The 15794-nt window shown below is 36.8% G+C and carries 18 protein-coding genes and 1 pseudogene; 8 read left to right on the plus strand and 11 right to left on the minus strand.

Annotated elements, in window-relative coordinates:
* Positions 1 to 161 precede the first annotated feature (161 nt).
* Positions 162 to 524, minus strand: coding sequence for a cupin domain-containing protein (locus NKR74_RS19555; protein ID WP_253630557.1), 363 nt, complete (start codon positions 522 to 524; stop codon positions 162 to 164).
* Between the two features lie 170 nt (positions 525 to 694).
* Between NKR74_RS19555 and NKR74_RS19560 the strand changes: the two genes are divergently transcribed.
* Both NKR74_RS19560 and NKR74_RS19565 read left to right on the plus strand, forming a co-directional pair.
* A complete protein-coding gene (locus NKR74_RS19560) occupies positions 695 to 1327 on the plus strand; it encodes a TetR/AcrR family transcriptional regulator (RefSeq protein ID WP_253630558.1) in 633 nt (210 codons plus the stop codon).
* A gap of 17 nt (positions 1328 to 1344) precedes the next feature.
* Positions 1345 to 1815, plus strand: coding sequence for a DUF4188 domain-containing protein (locus NKR74_RS19565; protein WP_253630559.1), 471 nt, complete (start codon positions 1345 to 1347; stop codon positions 1813 to 1815).
* A 41-nt stretch (positions 1816 to 1856) separates the two neighbouring features.
* On the opposite strand, the gene ald is transcribed toward NKR74_RS19565, so the two are convergent.
* Positions 1857 to 2990: an alanine dehydrogenase gene (gene ald / locus NKR74_RS19570; protein WP_098305386.1), complete on the minus strand. Its 1134-nt coding sequence runs from the start codon at positions 2988 to 2990 to the stop codon at positions 1857 to 1859.
* A gap of 145 nt (positions 2991 to 3135) precedes the next feature.
* Positions 3136 to 3935: pseudogene (locus tag NKR74_RS19575) on the minus strand (SDR family oxidoreductase).
* Between the two features lie 150 nt (positions 3936 to 4085).
* Here NKR74_RS19575 and NKR74_RS19580 point away from each other — a divergent pair.
* The 3 genes from NKR74_RS19580 (at position 4086) to NKR74_RS19590 (ending at position 5620) form a co-directional block, all read left to right on the plus strand.
* A complete protein-coding gene (locus NKR74_RS19580; RefSeq protein ID WP_098305390.1) occupies positions 4086 to 4544 on the plus strand; it encodes a universal stress protein in 459 nt (152 codons plus the stop codon).
* A 200-nt stretch (positions 4545 to 4744) separates the two neighbouring features.
* Positions 4745 to 4936 carry a ProA domain protein gene (locus NKR74_RS19585; protein ID WP_098305392.1) on the plus strand — a complete coding sequence of 64 codons (192 nt, stop codon included), beginning with the start codon at positions 4745 to 4747 and terminating at the stop codon, positions 4934 to 4936.
* 84 nt (positions 4937 to 5020) lie between these two features.
* Positions 5021 to 5620: a hypothetical protein gene (locus NKR74_RS19590; protein ID WP_098305394.1), complete on the plus strand. Its 600-nt coding sequence runs from the start codon at positions 5021 to 5023 to the stop codon at positions 5618 to 5620.
* 25 nt (positions 5621 to 5645) lie between these two features.
* On the opposite strand, the gene argH is transcribed toward NKR74_RS19590, so the two are convergent.
* Both argH and NKR74_RS19600 read right to left on the minus strand, forming a co-directional pair.
* Complete coding sequence (gene argH, locus NKR74_RS19595; protein WP_098305396.1) at positions 5646 to 7034, minus strand: argininosuccinate lyase; 1389 nt, start codon at positions 7032 to 7034, stop codon at positions 5646 to 5648.
* Positions 7031 to 8236, minus strand: a complete 1206-nt coding sequence (locus tag NKR74_RS19600; RefSeq protein ID WP_098305398.1) for an argininosuccinate synthase — start codon at positions 8234 to 8236, stop codon at positions 7031 to 7033. Before NKR74_RS19600 ends, argH begins: the two co-directional genes overlap by 4 nt.
* A gap of 168 nt (positions 8237 to 8404) precedes the next feature.
* Between NKR74_RS19600 and NKR74_RS19605 the strand changes: the two genes are divergently transcribed.
* Entirely contained in the window at positions 8405 to 8722 is a 318-nt protein-coding gene (locus NKR74_RS19605; RefSeq protein ID WP_098305400.1) for a radical SAM protein, read from the plus strand.
* A 445-nt stretch (positions 8723 to 9167) separates the two neighbouring features.
* Here the strand turns inward: NKR74_RS19605 and NKR74_RS24190 are convergent, their stop codons facing one another.
* Positions 9168 to 9386, minus strand: coding sequence for an aspartyl-phosphate phosphatase Spo0E family protein (locus NKR74_RS24190; RefSeq protein ID WP_098305402.1), 219 nt, complete (start codon positions 9384 to 9386; stop codon positions 9168 to 9170).
* A 678-nt stretch (positions 9387 to 10064) separates the two neighbouring features.
* Between NKR74_RS24190 and NKR74_RS19615 the strand changes: the two genes are divergently transcribed.
* Positions 10065 to 10715 (plus strand): YitT family protein, encoded by a 651-nt coding sequence (locus tag NKR74_RS19615; RefSeq protein ID WP_098305497.1) that lies wholly within the window; start codon positions 10065 to 10067, stop codon positions 10713 to 10715.
* Positions 10716 to 10743: 28 nt separating this feature from the next.
* On the opposite strand, the gene NKR74_RS19620 is transcribed toward NKR74_RS19615, so the two are convergent.
* The gene (locus tag NKR74_RS19620; protein WP_253630560.1) at positions 10744 to 11574 is read right to left on the minus strand and encodes an EcsC family protein; all 831 of its coding nucleotides are present in this window, start codon (positions 11572 to 11574) and stop codon (positions 10744 to 10746) included.
* Between the two features lie 126 nt (positions 11575 to 11700).
* Between NKR74_RS19620 and NKR74_RS19625 the strand changes: the two genes are divergently transcribed.
* Complete coding sequence (locus NKR74_RS19625; protein WP_253630561.1) at positions 11701 to 12132, plus strand: NUDIX hydrolase; 432 nt, start codon at positions 11701 to 11703, stop codon at positions 12130 to 12132.
* Positions 12133 to 12171: 39 nt separating this feature from the next.
* Here NKR74_RS19625 and NKR74_RS19630 read toward each other — a convergent pair whose 3' ends face one another.
* The 4 genes from NKR74_RS19630 to ytfJ all read right to left on the minus strand — a co-directional run bounded on the left by NKR74_RS19630 (position 12172) and on the right by ytfJ (position 15794).
* Positions 12172 to 13365, minus strand: coding sequence for an acetate kinase (locus NKR74_RS19630; protein ID WP_098305408.1), 1194 nt, complete (start codon positions 13363 to 13365; stop codon positions 12172 to 12174).
* 303 nt (positions 13366 to 13668) lie between these two features.
* Positions 13669 to 14655 (minus strand): class I SAM-dependent methyltransferase, encoded by a 987-nt coding sequence (locus NKR74_RS19635; protein ID WP_253630562.1) that lies wholly within the window; start codon positions 14653 to 14655, stop codon positions 13669 to 13671.
* Between the two features lie 114 nt (positions 14656 to 14769).
* Positions 14770 to 15270 carry a thiol peroxidase gene (gene tpx, locus NKR74_RS19640; RefSeq protein ID WP_098305412.1) on the minus strand — a complete coding sequence of 167 codons (501 nt, stop codon included), beginning with the start codon at positions 15268 to 15270 and terminating at the stop codon, positions 14770 to 14772.
* 128 nt (positions 15271 to 15398) lie between these two features.
* Positions 15399 to 15794, minus strand: coding sequence for a GerW family sporulation protein (gene ytfJ / locus NKR74_RS19645; protein ID WP_253630563.1), 396 nt, complete (start codon positions 15792 to 15794; stop codon positions 15399 to 15401).

The raw sequence follows: 15794 nt of genomic DNA on the forward strand, positions 1-15794 counted from the left end.
CGCGTTTAAAGCTGAAGGTAAGCAAAAAGATACGGCAGCCATTTCTGCGTAATGCATACCCGATATCGCAATTCCCACAGTGATAGCACTGATAAGTTCATATATAATAGCCCTTAAAGAACTTCCATTTTTCTTTTGAACATATCATAATGAGAAACTCTTCATACATTCTCCACGATAACCGTATCGGCATCTACGTCTTCAAAACAAAGGTTTACAGTACGCTTCAATGCTCTTGTCCGATGAATCGTCCCCGCTGGAATGCATAACGTATCATTTGGCTTTAAGGCAATCGTTTCTCGATCTTGAAAATCAATCAATAACTCTCCTTCTAATACCATAAATAATTCATCTGAATTCGAATGAAAATGCCAATCATATTCTCCTATAAATACCGCGATGCGTAAACAGTGGTTATTTACATCTGAAACAACAAAATTTTTATACTGCTCCGTAATATTTCTTGTCATCTCTAATAAGTTGACTTTTTCTAAGTTTAATTCTTTTGTAAGTTCATTCTTCATATTTATCTCCCTCTTACTCATTATCCAAGTATTTTACTATTTCTTCTAATTTCATCATACCAAACATTTTTCTTATCTATCAGAAAAATTAGAATTATAGTGTGGATTCAAAAGTTAACTCGTGTTAATTTATTAATAAGAGTTAATTTTTACTAACAAGGAGCATAGTAATGAAAGAGAAATTACCGCTACGAGAAATCAAAAAAGCACGAACAAAAATCAAGCTATTTCACACTGCATTAGACATCATTGGAGAAAAATCATTTCGAGAAGTATACGTTGAAGAATTATGCGAACGAGTAGAAATTTCAAAGGTGACATTTTTTAAAATGTTCTCCCGAAAAGAAGACATTCTTATTTATTTTATGAGGTTATGGTTAACGGATCGTATGTTGGAGCTGAAAGAAACAAACAAAAAAGGACTGACCGCACTACACCATGTTTTTGAAGGAGTTTCAGAATATGCAAAAGAAAAACCTGGACTGATGTTAAGTTTGATTGCATTTCTCTCAGAAGAAAAAATGCATCCTTGTATGCCTCATTTAACCGATGCAGAAATTCATCTATTATATCCCGGAAAAGAAGAACAAGTTCGAAAGCTCATTCCAAATTTGAATGAAGTATTTGCAAACTGCGTGGAAGAAGGAAAAGCTGCAGGAGAAATTACACTCAAGATGGACATTTCACAGATTGTGAAACTATTACACTCTATTTTTTACGGCGCCTATTTAACAGCTCATGTCTTTCAAACTCAAAATGTAATGGAAATGTATGACCTTCATTTAAACATATTAAATCCATAGTAAAAGAGGGATGAATGATGAAACCTGTAATACCTGGACGTTATACTGCACAGATGGACGATTCATTTGTAGTGTTTGTGATTGGTATGCGCATTAATAAGCTATTTGCTGTTTCGAAATGGTTGCCCGTAGCGCTAGCAATGGGTGGAATGCTAAAAGAACTATATGAAAATAAAGAACTCGGTTTTCTCAGCACAGAATCTTTCTTCACCGGCCGCACAATTGTACAAATTCAATATTGGAAATCATTTGAAGACCTTGAACACTATGCACGTCACGCTTCCTTACATTTAAAAGCATGGAAAAATTTTAACCAAAAAGCTTCCAAAACTGAAACGGTTGGCATTTTTCATGAAACATTTGTTGTTGAGAAAGGTCAATACGAGAGTGTATATGCAAATATGCCCTTATTCGGTTTAGCAAAAGCAGGGGAGCCTCTTCCTGTAAGTAGCCAACGAGAAACTGCACGAGCACGGATGAAACCATAATAAAAGCGGCTATCCAATGGGCAGCCGCTGTGTATTCTTTCTTATGATAAAGCAGGAGCTTTTTCAAGAAGCTCTTTCGCATCTGCATATTGTAAACCATGTGCTTCTGCAACTGCTTCGAATGTTACGTAGCCATCTAATGTATTAATACCTTTTAATAAGGCACTGTTATCTAAGCAAGCTTTTTTGTAGCCTTTGTTTGCGATTTGTACTGCGTATGGTACTGTTACGTTTGTTAACGCAAGAGTTGACGTACGTGGAACTGCACCAGGCATATTTGCAACTGCATAGTGAACTACGCCGTGTTTTTCGTAAGTTGGGTTGTCATGTGTTGTAATACGGTCAGTTGTTTCAAAAATACCGCCTTGGTCGATTGCGATGTCGACTACAACAGAACCCGGTTCCATAGATTTAATCATTTCTTCTGTTACAAGTTTTGGCGCTTTTGCTCCTGGAATTAATACTGCACCGATAACAAGATCAGATTCTTTTACAGCTTCTGCAATGTTATACGGATTAGACATTAATGTTGCTACTTGGTTACCGAAAATATCATCCAATTGACGAAGACGCTCTGCACTTAAGTCGATAATTGTTACTTCAGCACCTAGACCAACTGCAATTTTAGCAGCATTTGTACCAGCTTGACCACCGCCGATAATTGTTACTTTTCCGCGTTTTACCCCTGGAACGCCTGCAAGTAAAATGCCTTTGCCGCCTTTATTTTTTTCAAGGAACTGCGCACCAATTTGCGCTGCCATACGACCAGCTACTTCACTCATAGGTGCAAGTAATGGTAAAGAACGGTTGTCTAATTGAACTGTTTCATACGCAATTGCGACTACTTTATTTTCAATTAATGCTTTTGTTAATTCTGGTTCTGGAGCTAAGTGTAAATACGTGAATAAAATTAAGCCTTCGCGGAAATAGCCGTATTCGCTTGCGATTGGCTCTTTTACTTTCATAACCATCTCTTGATTCCAAGCTTCTTGTGCTGTTTCTACAATTGTTGCACCTGCTTCTACATATGCTTCATCTGTAAAACCAGATCCTAAACCAGCACCTTTTTGAACAAAAACTTCATGACCATTGTGAATTAAATGAACAACACCAGCTGGCGTCATTGCCACACGATTTTCATTGTTTTTAACTTCTGTTGGTACACCGATACGCATTGGAAATTCCCCCTTGAGATTATAAAATTACCCCTGAATAGCCATAGCATATACGCTTTTCATAAAGCGCTTTCTATTCTCTTATATTTTACCATAATCTCGCATTTTTTGACAAAAATAATGCAAGTTGTCCGATAGAATTTGTCTAGTTTTGACGATATCGATGAATAACGTCAACTGCTCCCGTTACTTCTATAATTGTTCCCGTAATCATGTCCGAATCTTCCTCACATAAAAAGGAAATTGCACGTGCGATATCTTCCCCTGTACCAGAACGCCCAATTGGTGTACGATGATCGGGTAACGTACGTGCCATAGCAATTGTTGCCTCTTTCATATCACCAATAATGTCACCCGGACATATCATATTTGATGTAATACCGTATTCTGCTTCTTCATAGGCAATCGTTTTTGTGAGTGAAACTAGTCCGACTTTTGCAGCTGCAAATGCGGAACGATACATCCATCCCGGCGCGCTATCCGCTCCTTGAAATCCGTAATTCACAATGCGGCCAAATTTCTGCTGTCGCATAATCGGTACAACAAGCTTTAATAAATGAAAAACTGCCGTTAAATTACCATGAATCATTTCATTCCATTCATCATCTTTATACTCAACTAATTTTTTACGTTTAAATACGTAAGGACCTGCATTATTAATCAGAAAATCAATACGACCAAAACGCTCCATCGCTTTTATTACTACTTTATGTAAATCTTCTTGTTTCGTTACATCCGCTTGTACAAATTGCATACGATGTGCAAGATGTTTATATTGCTGTTGTAACTTTTCCATCGCTTGTATATCACTGCGATACGTTACTGTTACCGAATATCCTTTATCTAATAATTTCTCTGTTACTTGCTTCCCTAAACCTTTTGTACCGGCTGTAATGAGCGCATGTCTCACAAAAATAAGCCTCCTTTTTTCTTGCTATAATTCATATGTAACAACTTCTTCGAACAATTACAACTAAAAAGTTTGAACAGATTTTTCAAAATTCTGTAACGTTTCTGACATACTTTTTTCCATAATTTACTTTATAATAAAAGTGTAAAGAGTTATAACACTTTTATAATTGGGAGGAATCGTTCATGAATACTACATATACAAATATTTTAATTGCAGTCGATGGTTCTAAAGAAGCTGAAAAAGCATTCAAAAAAGCCATTCAAGTAGCGAAGCGTAACAACGCTACATTAACAATCGCCCATATCGTTGACGTCAAAGCTTACTCTGCAGTCGAAGCATATAGCCGCGCTATTGCAGAACGTGCAAACTTATTTGCAGAAGATCTATTAGAAGACTACAAAAAGACTGCACTAGAAGCAGGACTTACAAAAATAGAAACTGTATTAGAATTCGGTAATCCAAAATCAAAAATCTCGAAAGATATCGCACCGAAGCACAACGTTGATTTAATTATGTGCGGTGCAACTGGTTTAAACGCAGTAGAGCGTTTCTTAATCGGCAGCGTCTCTGAACATATTATTCGCTATGCAAAATGCGATGTCCTTGTTGTTCGCGGTGAAGAAGAGCAAGGAGAAATTTAATACCTGTAATGAAGCAGCACCAAGCTTTTATTTCATGAGCTTGGTGCTTTTTTATTTGCTTTAAAATAAAGTGAAACTTCCATCAGTGGGGGTCCACCTATCTTCTTCGCTTTTCTCTTAATCGTCTTACTGCCCTAAAATAGCAGGATAAGATGATTCTGTAAGGTTATGCTAAGAAAAAAGGAAATGAGGGAAACGGCATGGAAAGTCATGAACGTATTATACTGGATTTAAACGGACAAGAAATTGACATGGTAGAAAAAATTTGTGCCCACTTCAAAGAAAAACATGGTGTAGAGTTAAGTCACGGTGCACTTTTTCGCGATTTAATGGATATAGAATATATTCGCATTACAGAAGGAAAGCATAAATACGAACATGAAAAAATATAGGCGACTGGTTGCTTGCAGCGTACAAGCAACCCTTTTCTTTATGCATACATTATATATATGTCCAAGCATAAAGGTGTGATGTTTTTGAGTGATGAGAATAAAAGAAAAAGCAAATCCGCTACTCCGATTATGAACTTATGTATATTTACTCTTCCCGGCTGTAATGTAACTGAAAAACAAATTAAGCAGCAAGTTGCGTTAGCAACCAAAATATGGAACATAGACTTTATTATCACAAGTATCACAACGCTGAAAAATTTTTCTGTTCAAACGAATGATACTTCATTTCGTAAAAGACAAAGCAAAAATATACAGCGATTATTTCGTGAAAGAAAATATCTCTTTCCAAATCCAAATAGTATTTCAATATTCTATACAAATGCAAGGCACCTCTCGAGTAATACGACAGGACGAACGTTCTCTTCCTTCACGACGAAAAGCCGCTTCAACCATATTATCCTTACAAAATCTTCGCTAGAAAATACACTTGCGCACGAACTCGGACATATCTTATTCTATTCCCACCGAAAACTACAAGGAAAAAATCCAGATAGAAACTCTTATCGAACGCATAGCTTAGACCCTGAAAATATTATGTTTGGAACTGCTACAAGCCGTAAACGAAAAACAACATCCCTACAAAGATCGTATGCATTAGAAAGTACATTAATTGAATATATGTAACAATCATGAAAAATCCCGTGAAACATTACATGTTCACGGGATTTTCTACTATCTCTTTTGCTTTTTGAAGTGCCTGTTCAATTTGTGCGAATCCTGTACCACCTGCACTGTTTCTTCGTTTTACTGCTGCATATGGTGAAAGCACTTCATATAAGTCTTCCTCAAATAACGAGCTCATCTCTTGGTAGGTTGTTAACGGTAAATCTAGCAAATAAACACCTTCGTTAATACAATGAAGGACAAGTTTTCCTACAATTTCATGTGCCTGACGAAACGGTAACCCTTTACTCGCTAAATAATCTGCAATCTCTGTCGCATTTGAAAAATCTTGCGTGACAGCCTTTGCCATTTTATCTTTTTTCACCGTCATCGTCTCAAGCATGCCTGCCATTACATGTAAACAGCCCTTTACTGTATTTACCGTATCGAACATACCTTCTTTATCTTCTTGCAAATCTTTATTGTAAGCAAGCGGCAATCCCTTCATAACTGTTAATAAGCTAAACAAGTTGCCGTATACTCTTCCTGTTTTCCCGCGAATAAGCTCTGCCATATCCGGATTTTTCTTTTGCGGCATAATGCTGCTACCCGTTGCATAACTATCGCTCATTTCAATAAACTGAAATTCTTGACTGCTCCATAAAATAAGTTCCTCACAAAAACGTGATAAATGCATCATTAATATAGAAGCATTACTTAAAAATTCAAGAATAAAGTCACGGTCGCTTACTGCATCTAAGCTATTCTCATATATTCCTTCAAAACCGAGCAACTGTGCACTATACTCGCGATCAATCGGGAATGTTGTCCCAGCAAGTGCCCCGGCTCCAAGCGGAGAAATGTTAATACGTTTTAACGAATCTTTAAAACGATTCGCATCGCGCTCTAACATCCAAAAGTATGCAAGGAGATGGTGGGCAAAAGAGATTGGCTGTGCACGCTGCAAATGCGTATACCCTGGCATAATTGTTTCAATATGTTCTTCAGCTTGTCCTGCAAGTGCAATTTGCACTTGTTTCACTGCCTCGATGATGCCTTGCACTTCATTTCGCAAATACAAATGCATATCCGTTGCTACTTGGTCGTTACGACTTCTTCCTGTATGCAGCTTACCGCCAACTTCACCAATATGCTGAATTAACATCTTTTCAATGTTTAAATGAATATCTTCTGCTTCAACAGAAAACGTAAGCTCTTGCTTCTTTGCTTTCTCAAGTAAATACTGCAAGCCGTTTTTAATTTTCTCTCCTTCTTCAGCCGTTACGATACCGCATTTCGCAAGCATCGTAACATGGGCCATACTTCCTTGTATATCTTCTACTGCTAATTGCTGGTCAAAGGAGATGGAAGCTCCAAACTCCTCAACCCACTGTTCAGCCTGTTCCGTAAAACGGCCGCCCCAAAGTTTGCTCATGCCTCCACCTTCTTTTGATTCACTTGGCTGTATACTTTTGTTGGTAAACCAAATAATGAAATAAATCCAATCGCTGCATCGTGATTAAATTCATCATCTACTGTATACGTCGCTAATTTTTCATCGTATAAAGAATACTCTGATTTACGTCCTTCTACAATCGCATGTCCTTTAAATAATTTCACACGTACTGTACCTGTTACATTTTTTTGCGTTTCTTGTAAAAAGGCAACAAGAGCATCTTTTAAAGGCGAGAACCATAAACCGTTATAAATTAACTCTGTTAATTTTTGTTCAATCATCGGTTTAAAATGTGCTACTTCTTTTACAAGTGTTAAATCTTCTAATTCCTTATGTGCAGTAATCAATGTCATCGCCGCTGGACATTCATACACTTCACGTGACTTAATACCAACAAGACGATTTTCTACATGGTCGATGCGGCCAACCCCGTGCTTACCAGCAAGAGCGTTTAACGTTTTAATTAACTCTGAAAGTGAATATGATACGCCATTTAATGTCGTTGGCACCCCTGCTTCAAAGCCAATCTCTACAAATTCGGGTTTGTTTGGTGTATCTTCTAATGCTAACGTCATTTCATATGCATCTTCTGGCGGTGCTGCCCATGGATCTTCTAAGATTCCACATTCGTTGCTGCGTCCCCATAAGTTTTGATCAATTGAAAACGGGCTGTCTAAGTTAATCGGAATTGGTACATTGTTTTCTTTTGCATACGCAATTTCCTCTTCACGTGACCATTTCCATTCACGCACCGGTGCAATCACTTCTAAATACGGATTTAACGCTTGGATAGAAACTTCAAAACGTACTTGGTCATTTCCTTTTCCTGTACATCCATGTGCAACTGCACTTGCACCTTCCATCTCTGCAATCTCTACCAATTTCTTAGCAATTAACGGACGAGATAATGCAGATACAAGTGGATATTTCCCTTCATATAACGTGTGAGCTTGCAGTGCTTTTAATGCATATTCGTTCGCAAACTCTTCTTGAACATCAATCATATAAGATTTAATTGCTCCGACGGACAATGCTTTTTCTTTTACAAACTCTAAATCTTTTCCTTCCCCTAGATCTAAACAAAGTGCAATAATATCGTATCCTTTTTCTTGTAACCATTTAATCGCAACGGAAGTATCAAGACCTCCGGAATATGCTAATACAACTTTTTTGTTCTCCATTTTATATCCCCCTAAAGAATAATTATTCATTGTTATTAATATTAATTCATAATTTATCACCTTTCACAAAATGTTGCAAGGGATATTCATAATTATTTTTAAAACAATTTCGTCGAAGTTCTTTCTCTTTTTCGATACAATGAAGACAGAAAATGGAGGGGACAATGTATGGAACAATATTTCACATATAACGAACACCTAGGTATTGAACTACCTGATTTCCAAGAAGAATGGGAGGATATACCTGAAACAGTGCAACATACAATTTTATTAAAGTGGGAGCAAATTCGCGGGAAAATACCAGATCGAATTAAAGAACTTGAACATATCATTAACACGAAACAACACGGGTTAAATAACGAAGAAAACTTTGAAATTTCTTGTAGACTCAATACAGAAATTGCGGATCTCGCTTCCATTATTAACGACCTTTGGCTTTGGTATCGTCTAACTCAAAATGTATCTGCAGGAAAAGCACATCAGTAAAGCGAAACTTCCATCAGTGGGGGTTTTCTTCATCCCCCACCTATCTCCCTCGCTTCTCTCTGAATATTGAAGTATAGGTCTTACCGCCTGCGAATAGTGGAATAAAAAAGTCGTTGAGAATATTTCCTCAACGACTTAATAATTTTATAAAGTGAAACTTTCATCAGTGCCCCCCCACTGATGGTTAGTTGAACCAATCGGGATTTAACGGGCGGTTATCCCTCACCTATCTTCTTAGATTCTCGAGGTGAGGGATAACCGCCCGTTAATGCGGGATAAAACAGTTCTATCCTTTTTTGCTTTCCGTTCCCCTTTGTACGTATTTCGCAAACGCTTTCAAATATAGGTAAACAATAGCGTCGTCGACTTGTTCAAATACGGTAAGTTACAACGTAAAACTAGTTAAAATATATTTATATTATAATAATGGAAAATACGCTCTTGTCTATTCCGTTAAACATGTAGTGGTAATCGTATTTTTCTTTTCAGACATATGAGACGCCTTCTCTGTGTATATAATACTTTCCATCAAAAGATATACTAAACTATCTAATTCTTGACTACATACAATTACTTTATCATGATAAAAACCGTACTCTCTTACAAGTTCAATTAGTTCCTTCCTTTTTTCCTCCATCCTTTCTTGTATATCTATCGTTTTCATACAAATCTCTCCAGTCACCATAGATAATATTATTCGAATAATACAAAATATTTTATTTAAAATAAACATTTTGTAATTAATTAAAGTAAATTTTACAGAAAAATCGACAAAGTTTACTTTTTCATACAGAGACCCTTTCGACGGAAAATATTTTTGTATCGCACCATTTTTCAGCAAAATTCACATGAATTTCAACTAAAGCTCCCATATTTACGAAGTATGTAGGTTTTTCGTTGCCCATTGTCGATTTCCAAGAACATACATTTAAAAAAAGTATGATATAATAGAATATAATCTTTTATAGAAAGGATTTAGATATCATGATCGCTCGAAGGAGCATGTGGCATCGAAAAGACGAATCTTACACGTAGCGTATTTTTTTGCTTAGATACTTTGTCTAGCGAAAAAAATACGAGAGTGGGGAAATTATGATTGCCCGAAGGATAATTTGGCAACGAAAAGACTCTTCTTACACGTAGCGTTTTGTTTAGTCTGTTTCAGACCTAAACTAAAACGAAAGTAGGGAGAATTGATGGACGAGAGGATTATTCGTTATTTCTTCAGTGATATATAGCGTAGTTAGACGTATGTAAACTAACTGCTGCTATGTAGGCGTAGTTAGTTTATGAAAAAACAAAAAACTACTAACTACGGAGAGAAGGAATAACGATGGAGAACATCCAAAACATCCAAAGTCGACAAATTATTAAAGAAATTTTTATGGTTTTACTTGGTTCATTTATTTTAGCTGTCGCGCTATACCACATTCAGTTTCAAAATCACTTAACAGAAGGTGGCTTTGTAGGAATCGCACTGTTTTTACAAAACTTTTTTGACATTTCACCGTCAATTTCAACTGTTTTAATGGATATTCCTGTCATTTTACTATGTGCTACATTTTTAGGTAAAAAAATGGTCGGTTATTCATTTGTTGGTTCCGTTTCATTCGGAGTATTTTATTCTTTAATGGAAAACTATTCTCCGTTCACGGTGGATTTATCGAATCACTTATTTGTAGCTGCAGTAGTGGGCGGTGCATTAGCTGGGATTGGACTTGGTTTTATTTTACGATTCGGTGGTGCAACAGGCGGAGATGACATTTTAACCATTGTATTAAGCAAAAAAACACGCTTTACAATTGGGCAAATTTTCTTCGTTTTTGACGCAATTGTCATTGCACTTTCATTATATTATTTATCATGGACTGAAATTGCCTTTACGATTCTTTCCCTTGCCGTGCAGGCGAAAGTACTAGATTTAATCTACTATCCAGCAAAGGAAAAGAAACCAGTGGCAATTCCATTATCAAAACAACATGCAACAAACTAAGAAGCGAAAGGCGGCTGCCTTTCGCTTTTTATATTTTTTGGCGTAAATAACGCATTTGATAAAATCGATTTGCAAATTCTGTTATGCTCCGTGTTAACCGATAATTCGCCGTTGATCCAACCGCAATCCCAAGTACTGGTACACCTTGAAACAACTTGCGGCGCAGCGAATAAATAATGAACGTTTTCAAAATTTGTTTTAGTAGTACTTGTACAGATGCTGGATTTAGTACTTCCTCTTCTCCCTCATAGAAGAATGGAGCCGCTTCTTCTTGTTCTAACTCTTGCAGTAAGTTGTACCAAGCATACTGCTGCAAGTGCGCTGGCAATATGGCTGCATGGAATACTTTTAACGCTAGCATCATTTCGTACGGTTTATTCACATCATGACCAAATGATGTGGCGATTAGCTGCACTGCTTTCACATTTAAGGCAACCAGTACTGGTAAATCTGCACTTAATAATAAAAAGCCACCAATTCCTGTTACTCCTCCTTGCACGAAAGAATATAAACGATGACGAGCTGTTTGCTGTTCTGCTATGTATGTTAATTGATCAATCGATAATGTTTTCATGTCTTCAATATGTTCAACGGAATCATCAAATAAACGTGCTGTGCCTAAAATACGTCCCCGTGCATCGAGCTGTGATTGCGAACTTTGAATAAATGCGTGCAGATGAAAGAGCCATCCATCTGCTTTCGAAAAAAATTCATTTCGTTTTTTTTCTGGCAGCTTAGAAAATGTGCCGTTCAACCACTTATCAAACATTCTCTGGAAATCCGTTGATTCTTGTTGCACTAATTGCTGCTCCCAGCTTTTCATATCATATAAAATTCGTTCTTCTCGCTTTGACAGCATACAAACAACCCCTTGGATTATTTTTTCTACATTGTAACATATTTGCTAGAAGAGAAAGAACGCCTGTTTTTTTCTGAAAAATTTGTTAACTTTAAATGCGTCATAATAAAAAATGGGAGGAACGTTATGTATCCACGTGCAAAAGCCTTAGGTATTATTGAACACAATCATTGTATCCTTGTTGAAGAATATAAAGGAAAACATGAAAGTGGTGAGGGCTATTATTATAGACCACTTGGCGGAAGTATTGAATTTGGAGAGTATGCAACGCAAACTGTTATCCGAGAATTCGAAGAAGAACTTGGAGTCTCTGTGGAAATCGTTGTATATTTGGGCTGTTTAGAAAACATCTTTCAAATAGAAAATACAATTGGACATGAACTAGTCCAATTGTATTCTGTCTGCTTCTCAAACAAATCGCTTTATAGAAAGGGTCGATTCACAATAACAGAAGGACAGAACATCTCCTACGGTGTATGGGTTCCCATTGAAACATTTTTGCAAGGAGAAAAAACATTATACCCAAACGGATTAACAGAGCTACTTTCAAAAAAATAATACAAAAAGACGGGAATCATCCCGTCTTTTTATCATATATTAACCAATATTTCCAAAACGTACTACGTCACGAGCAATCATAACTTCTTCGTCTGTTGGAATTACGATTACTTTTACTGGAGAGTGTGGGAAGCTAATGAATGCTTCTTCACCACGGAAATTGTTGCGTTTCGCATCGAAGTATACGCCCATAAACTCAAGACCTTCTAATACACGCTCACGAATTAATGCACTGTTTTCACCAATACCAGCTGTAAAGATGATTGCGTCTACACCTTTCATGCGAGCTGCATAAGAGCCGATATATTTGTGGATACGGCCTACAAATACGTCTAGTGCTACTTCTGCACGGTGATTTCCTTCTTCTTCTTTTTGTTCAATGTCACGTAAGTCACTAGAGAATCCAGAAAGACCTAACATACCACTTTTCTTGTTTAATACGTCAAGAACTTCGTCTACAGATTGTCCTGTTTTTTCCATAATGTATGGAATTAACGCAGGGTCAATGTTACCAGAACGTGTACCCATTGTTACACCAGCAAGTGGTGTGAAGCCCATAGATGTATCGATTGATTTTCCGCCTTCAACAGCTGCGATACTTGCACCGTTACCTAAGTGACAAGAAAGTAAACGTAAGCTTTCAAGTGGACGGCCTAATAATTCAGCTGCACGCTCTGTTACGTACTTGTGAGAAGTACCGTGGAAACCGTATTTACGGATGCCGAATTTCTCATAGTATTCGTAAGGTAAGCTGTATAAGAAAGATTCTTCCGGCATTGTTTGGTGGAATGCTGTATCGAACACTGCTACTGCAGGTACGTTCGGAAGAATTTCTCGGAACGCTTTAATACCAATAGCGTTTGCTGGGTTATGAAGTGGTGCTAACTCACTTAAAGCTTCGATATCTGCTAATACTTTGTCATCAATTAGAACAGAATCTGGGAATGTTTCACCGCCGTGTACAACACGGTGACCCGTACCGCTAATCTCATCAAGAGATTTGATAATACCTGTTTCAGTTAATTTATTTACAAGCATATTAACCGCAACTGCATGGTCTGGGATATTTGTTACTTCTGTTTGTTTCTCACCGTTCACAGTAATTGTAAATACGCTATCCTCTAAACCGATACGTTCTACTAAACCTTTTGTTAATACTGTTTCACTTGGCATTTCAAATAATTGGAATTTCAAGGAAGAGCTTCCTGCATTAATCGCGATGATTTTTGACATCTAGTCTTTCGCCCCTTTTTCTCTTGTTAGCCGTGTGGAATCCTTCCACAAACCGCTCAATTTTATGTCTTCAACTAGCTGCCAGCTAACACAAGCGTTTTACCGACAGAAGTTTTATACTCACGATTTTAATTTAAACATCGTACGACATATATTTCAAGTGAAAAAATTGTAACACAAAGATTTTTTTTATATTACAGATTTTATAATTCTTATTTTTGTTCTTATATATATTACTGAATTTTGTAAACACTATAAAACTGTACTATATATTAGTATATACCTGTTACATATAAACATTGTTTACTTTTGTTTAGCGAACCAACCATTAATTTGATTCATAATATTCTCCATCGCTGTCATATTTGAGAATTTTGGTAATTCTACTAATAACGCTTGTTTTGGCATTTGTATGTCTTGTCCCTTCTTTTGGAGAACAAATATACTTTTTGCATTTTTTTCGTTTTTAAACATGGAAACAGGTAGCTGTAGTAGCCCTTGTACAAAACATGTTTCTTTAATAAATGCATGAAGTTTTGGCGCTTGATCACTTTCAAATATGAAATTTGGTACTAAGAAAAATAAATATCCGCCTTCTTTTGTATGTTTTACACTTTGTTCAACAAAAAGATGATGTGCATAAGACATGCCTTCATCTGCTTTTAAAGTATATTCACTTGCACCAATTTCGTTTGGATAATAGCCAATTGGTAAATCACACACAACTACATCAACTGGATCAATATAAAGGGGAGCTAAGCCATCTTGATTGAAAAACTCAACTGCTTGTTTTTGTAAATTTGCATTAACTAAAGCAAGCTTAACAAGCAAATCATCTACATCTACCCCAAATCCGCTCACGTTTGTACCTTCTGGGCAACCGTTAAAGATTGTCGTTAATAAATTTCCCGTTCCAACTGCAGGATCTAAAACAGTCATTTCCTTATGATCCTTCATAAATTTCTGGAATAAATAACTCATAAACATACCAACCGCATCTGGCGTCATTTCATGATTTGCTTGTACGCCTTCTTTCATTCCTTTTAAGATGGCAAGTTGAAACGCTTTGCGAATTTCTTCGCCTTTATAGTTTTCTTCATTAAACTTACTATATTCACGCTCTAGTCGTTCAATTGTTGGCTGTTCTAATCCTTCTTGTAAAATTGTTCCTTCAAATAAATTATCGCCTGTTTCTACAAGCGCTTCTAAATAGGTTATGTCTAATTCTTTACGTAAAATTACGGCAGAAGAATCAAAGATAGAAAATAATGTTTCTACTGTTGAACTCACGAAAATTCCTCCTTAAAACTAAAATACACATAACTTATATCATACCACACTCTAAATTCTTTCCAAAAGAAAAAGCGACCTCTTTTCACAAGAGGTCGCTTTTTACTCTTCACATTACTTTGCAGCTTTTGCTGCTTCTAATGCTGCTTCGTAATTTGGATGGCTTGTACCTTCGCTTACATATTCTACGTAAACAACTTTGTCGTTGCTATCTACTACGAATACTGCACGTGCAAGTAAACGAAGTTCTTTCATTACAACACCGTATGCTTCGCCAAAAGAAAGGTCACGGTGATCAGAAAGCGTTACAACATTTTCTAAACCGTTAGCTGCACACCAGCGTTTTTGAGCGAATGGTAAATCAACGCTAATTGTTAATACTTTTGCATTTTCAATACCAGCTGCATCTTCGTTAAAACGACGAGTTTGCGCATCACATACACCTGTATCGATAGATGGTACAACACTAATTAATTTCACTGCACCTTTGTATGTTTCTAAAGTTACTGGAGATAGGTCATTTGCTAATACTTGAAAATTAGGCGCTTGGTCGCCTACTTTAACTTCTGTTCCAACTAAAGTGATTGGGTTTCCCTTAAACGTTACGTTTGCCATTTAAAAATCCTCCCTTTTCTAAAACAAAATATGTACAGTGTAAATGATAGATGTTCAGCAAACAGAATGCAAATGAATCGTTCTGTTTTATGAAAAAAGAAGCTAATCACTCGATTAGCTTCTTCTTTCTATATTTCATACTCCGGCTGTTCATCTTTTTGTGTGTTCATCATTTCTTTCACTTTATCGACTGCTTGCGGTGCTAATTCCATTACTTTATCAAGTATGTGCGTCTGTTTATCTAAGTGAAGCACTTTCACACCTTCACTATTTACAACGAGAAAAGCAATTGGATTAATGGAAACGCCGCCCCCACTACCACCGCCAAATGGATGGCGATTATTGTTTTCAAGTTTACCAAATTCACTCCCGCCCGCCGCAAAGCCAAAACTTACTTTAGAAACCGGTAAGGTGACACTTCCATCTGGCGATTGAATTGGATCACCGACGATTGTGCTTACATCAATCATATGATTTAAATGTTGCATCGCTGTTGTCATCAATCCTTGAATTGGATGTTCCAC

This window comes from Bacillus sp. 3103sda1 (assembly GCF_024159135.1).
Taxonomy (GTDB): Bacteria; Bacillota; Bacilli; order Bacillales; family Bacillaceae_G; genus Bacillus_A; species Bacillus_A rhizoplanae.

Coding starts and splice junctions, on each gene's coding strand:
- NKR74_RS19605 (WP_098305400.1), top strand. CDS start 8,405: ATGGAACAATATTTCACATATAACGAACACCTAGGTATTGAACTACCT.
- NKR74_RS19600 (WP_098305398.1), bottom strand. CDS start 8,236: ATGGAGAACAAAAAAGTTGTATTAGCATATTCCGGAGGTCTTGATACT.
- NKR74_RS19630 (WP_098305408.1), bottom strand. CDS start 13,365: ATGTCAAAAATCATCGCGATTAATGCAGGAAGCTCTTCCTTGAAATTC.
- argH (WP_098305396.1), bottom strand. CDS start 7,034: ATGAGCAAACTTTGGGGCGGCCGTTTTACGGAACAGGCTGAACAGTGG.
- NKR74_RS19560 (WP_253630558.1), top strand. CDS start 695: ATGAAAGAGAAATTACCGCTACGAGAAATCAAAAAAGCACGAACAAAA.
- NKR74_RS24190 (WP_098305402.1), bottom strand. CDS start 9,386: ATGAAAACGATAGATATACAAGAAAGGATGGAGGAAAAAAGGAAGGAA.
- NKR74_RS19620 (WP_253630560.1), bottom strand. CDS start 11,574: ATGCTGTCAAAGCGAGAAGAACGAATTTTATATGATATGAAAAGCTGG.
- NKR74_RS19555 (WP_253630557.1), bottom strand. CDS start 524: ATGAAGAATGAACTTACAAAAGAATTAAACTTAGAAAAAGTCAACTTA.
- NKR74_RS19585 (WP_098305392.1), top strand. CDS start 4,745: ATGGAAAGTCATGAACGTATTATACTGGATTTAAACGGACAAGAAATT.
- ald (WP_098305386.1), bottom strand. CDS start 2,990: ATGCGTATCGGTGTACCAACAGAAGTTAAAAACAATGAAAATCGTGTG.
- NKR74_RS19625 (WP_253630561.1), top strand. CDS start 11,701: ATGTATCCACGTGCAAAAGCCTTAGGTATTATTGAACACAATCATTGT.
- tpx (WP_098305412.1), bottom strand. CDS start 15,270: ATGGCAAACGTAACGTTTAAGGGAAACCCAATCACTTTAGTTGGAACA.
- NKR74_RS19565 (WP_253630559.1), top strand. CDS start 1,345: ATGAAACCTGTAATACCTGGACGTTATACTGCACAGATGGACGATTCA.
- NKR74_RS19580 (WP_098305390.1), top strand. CDS start 4,086: ATGAATACTACATATACAAATATTTTAATTGCAGTCGATGGTTCTAAA.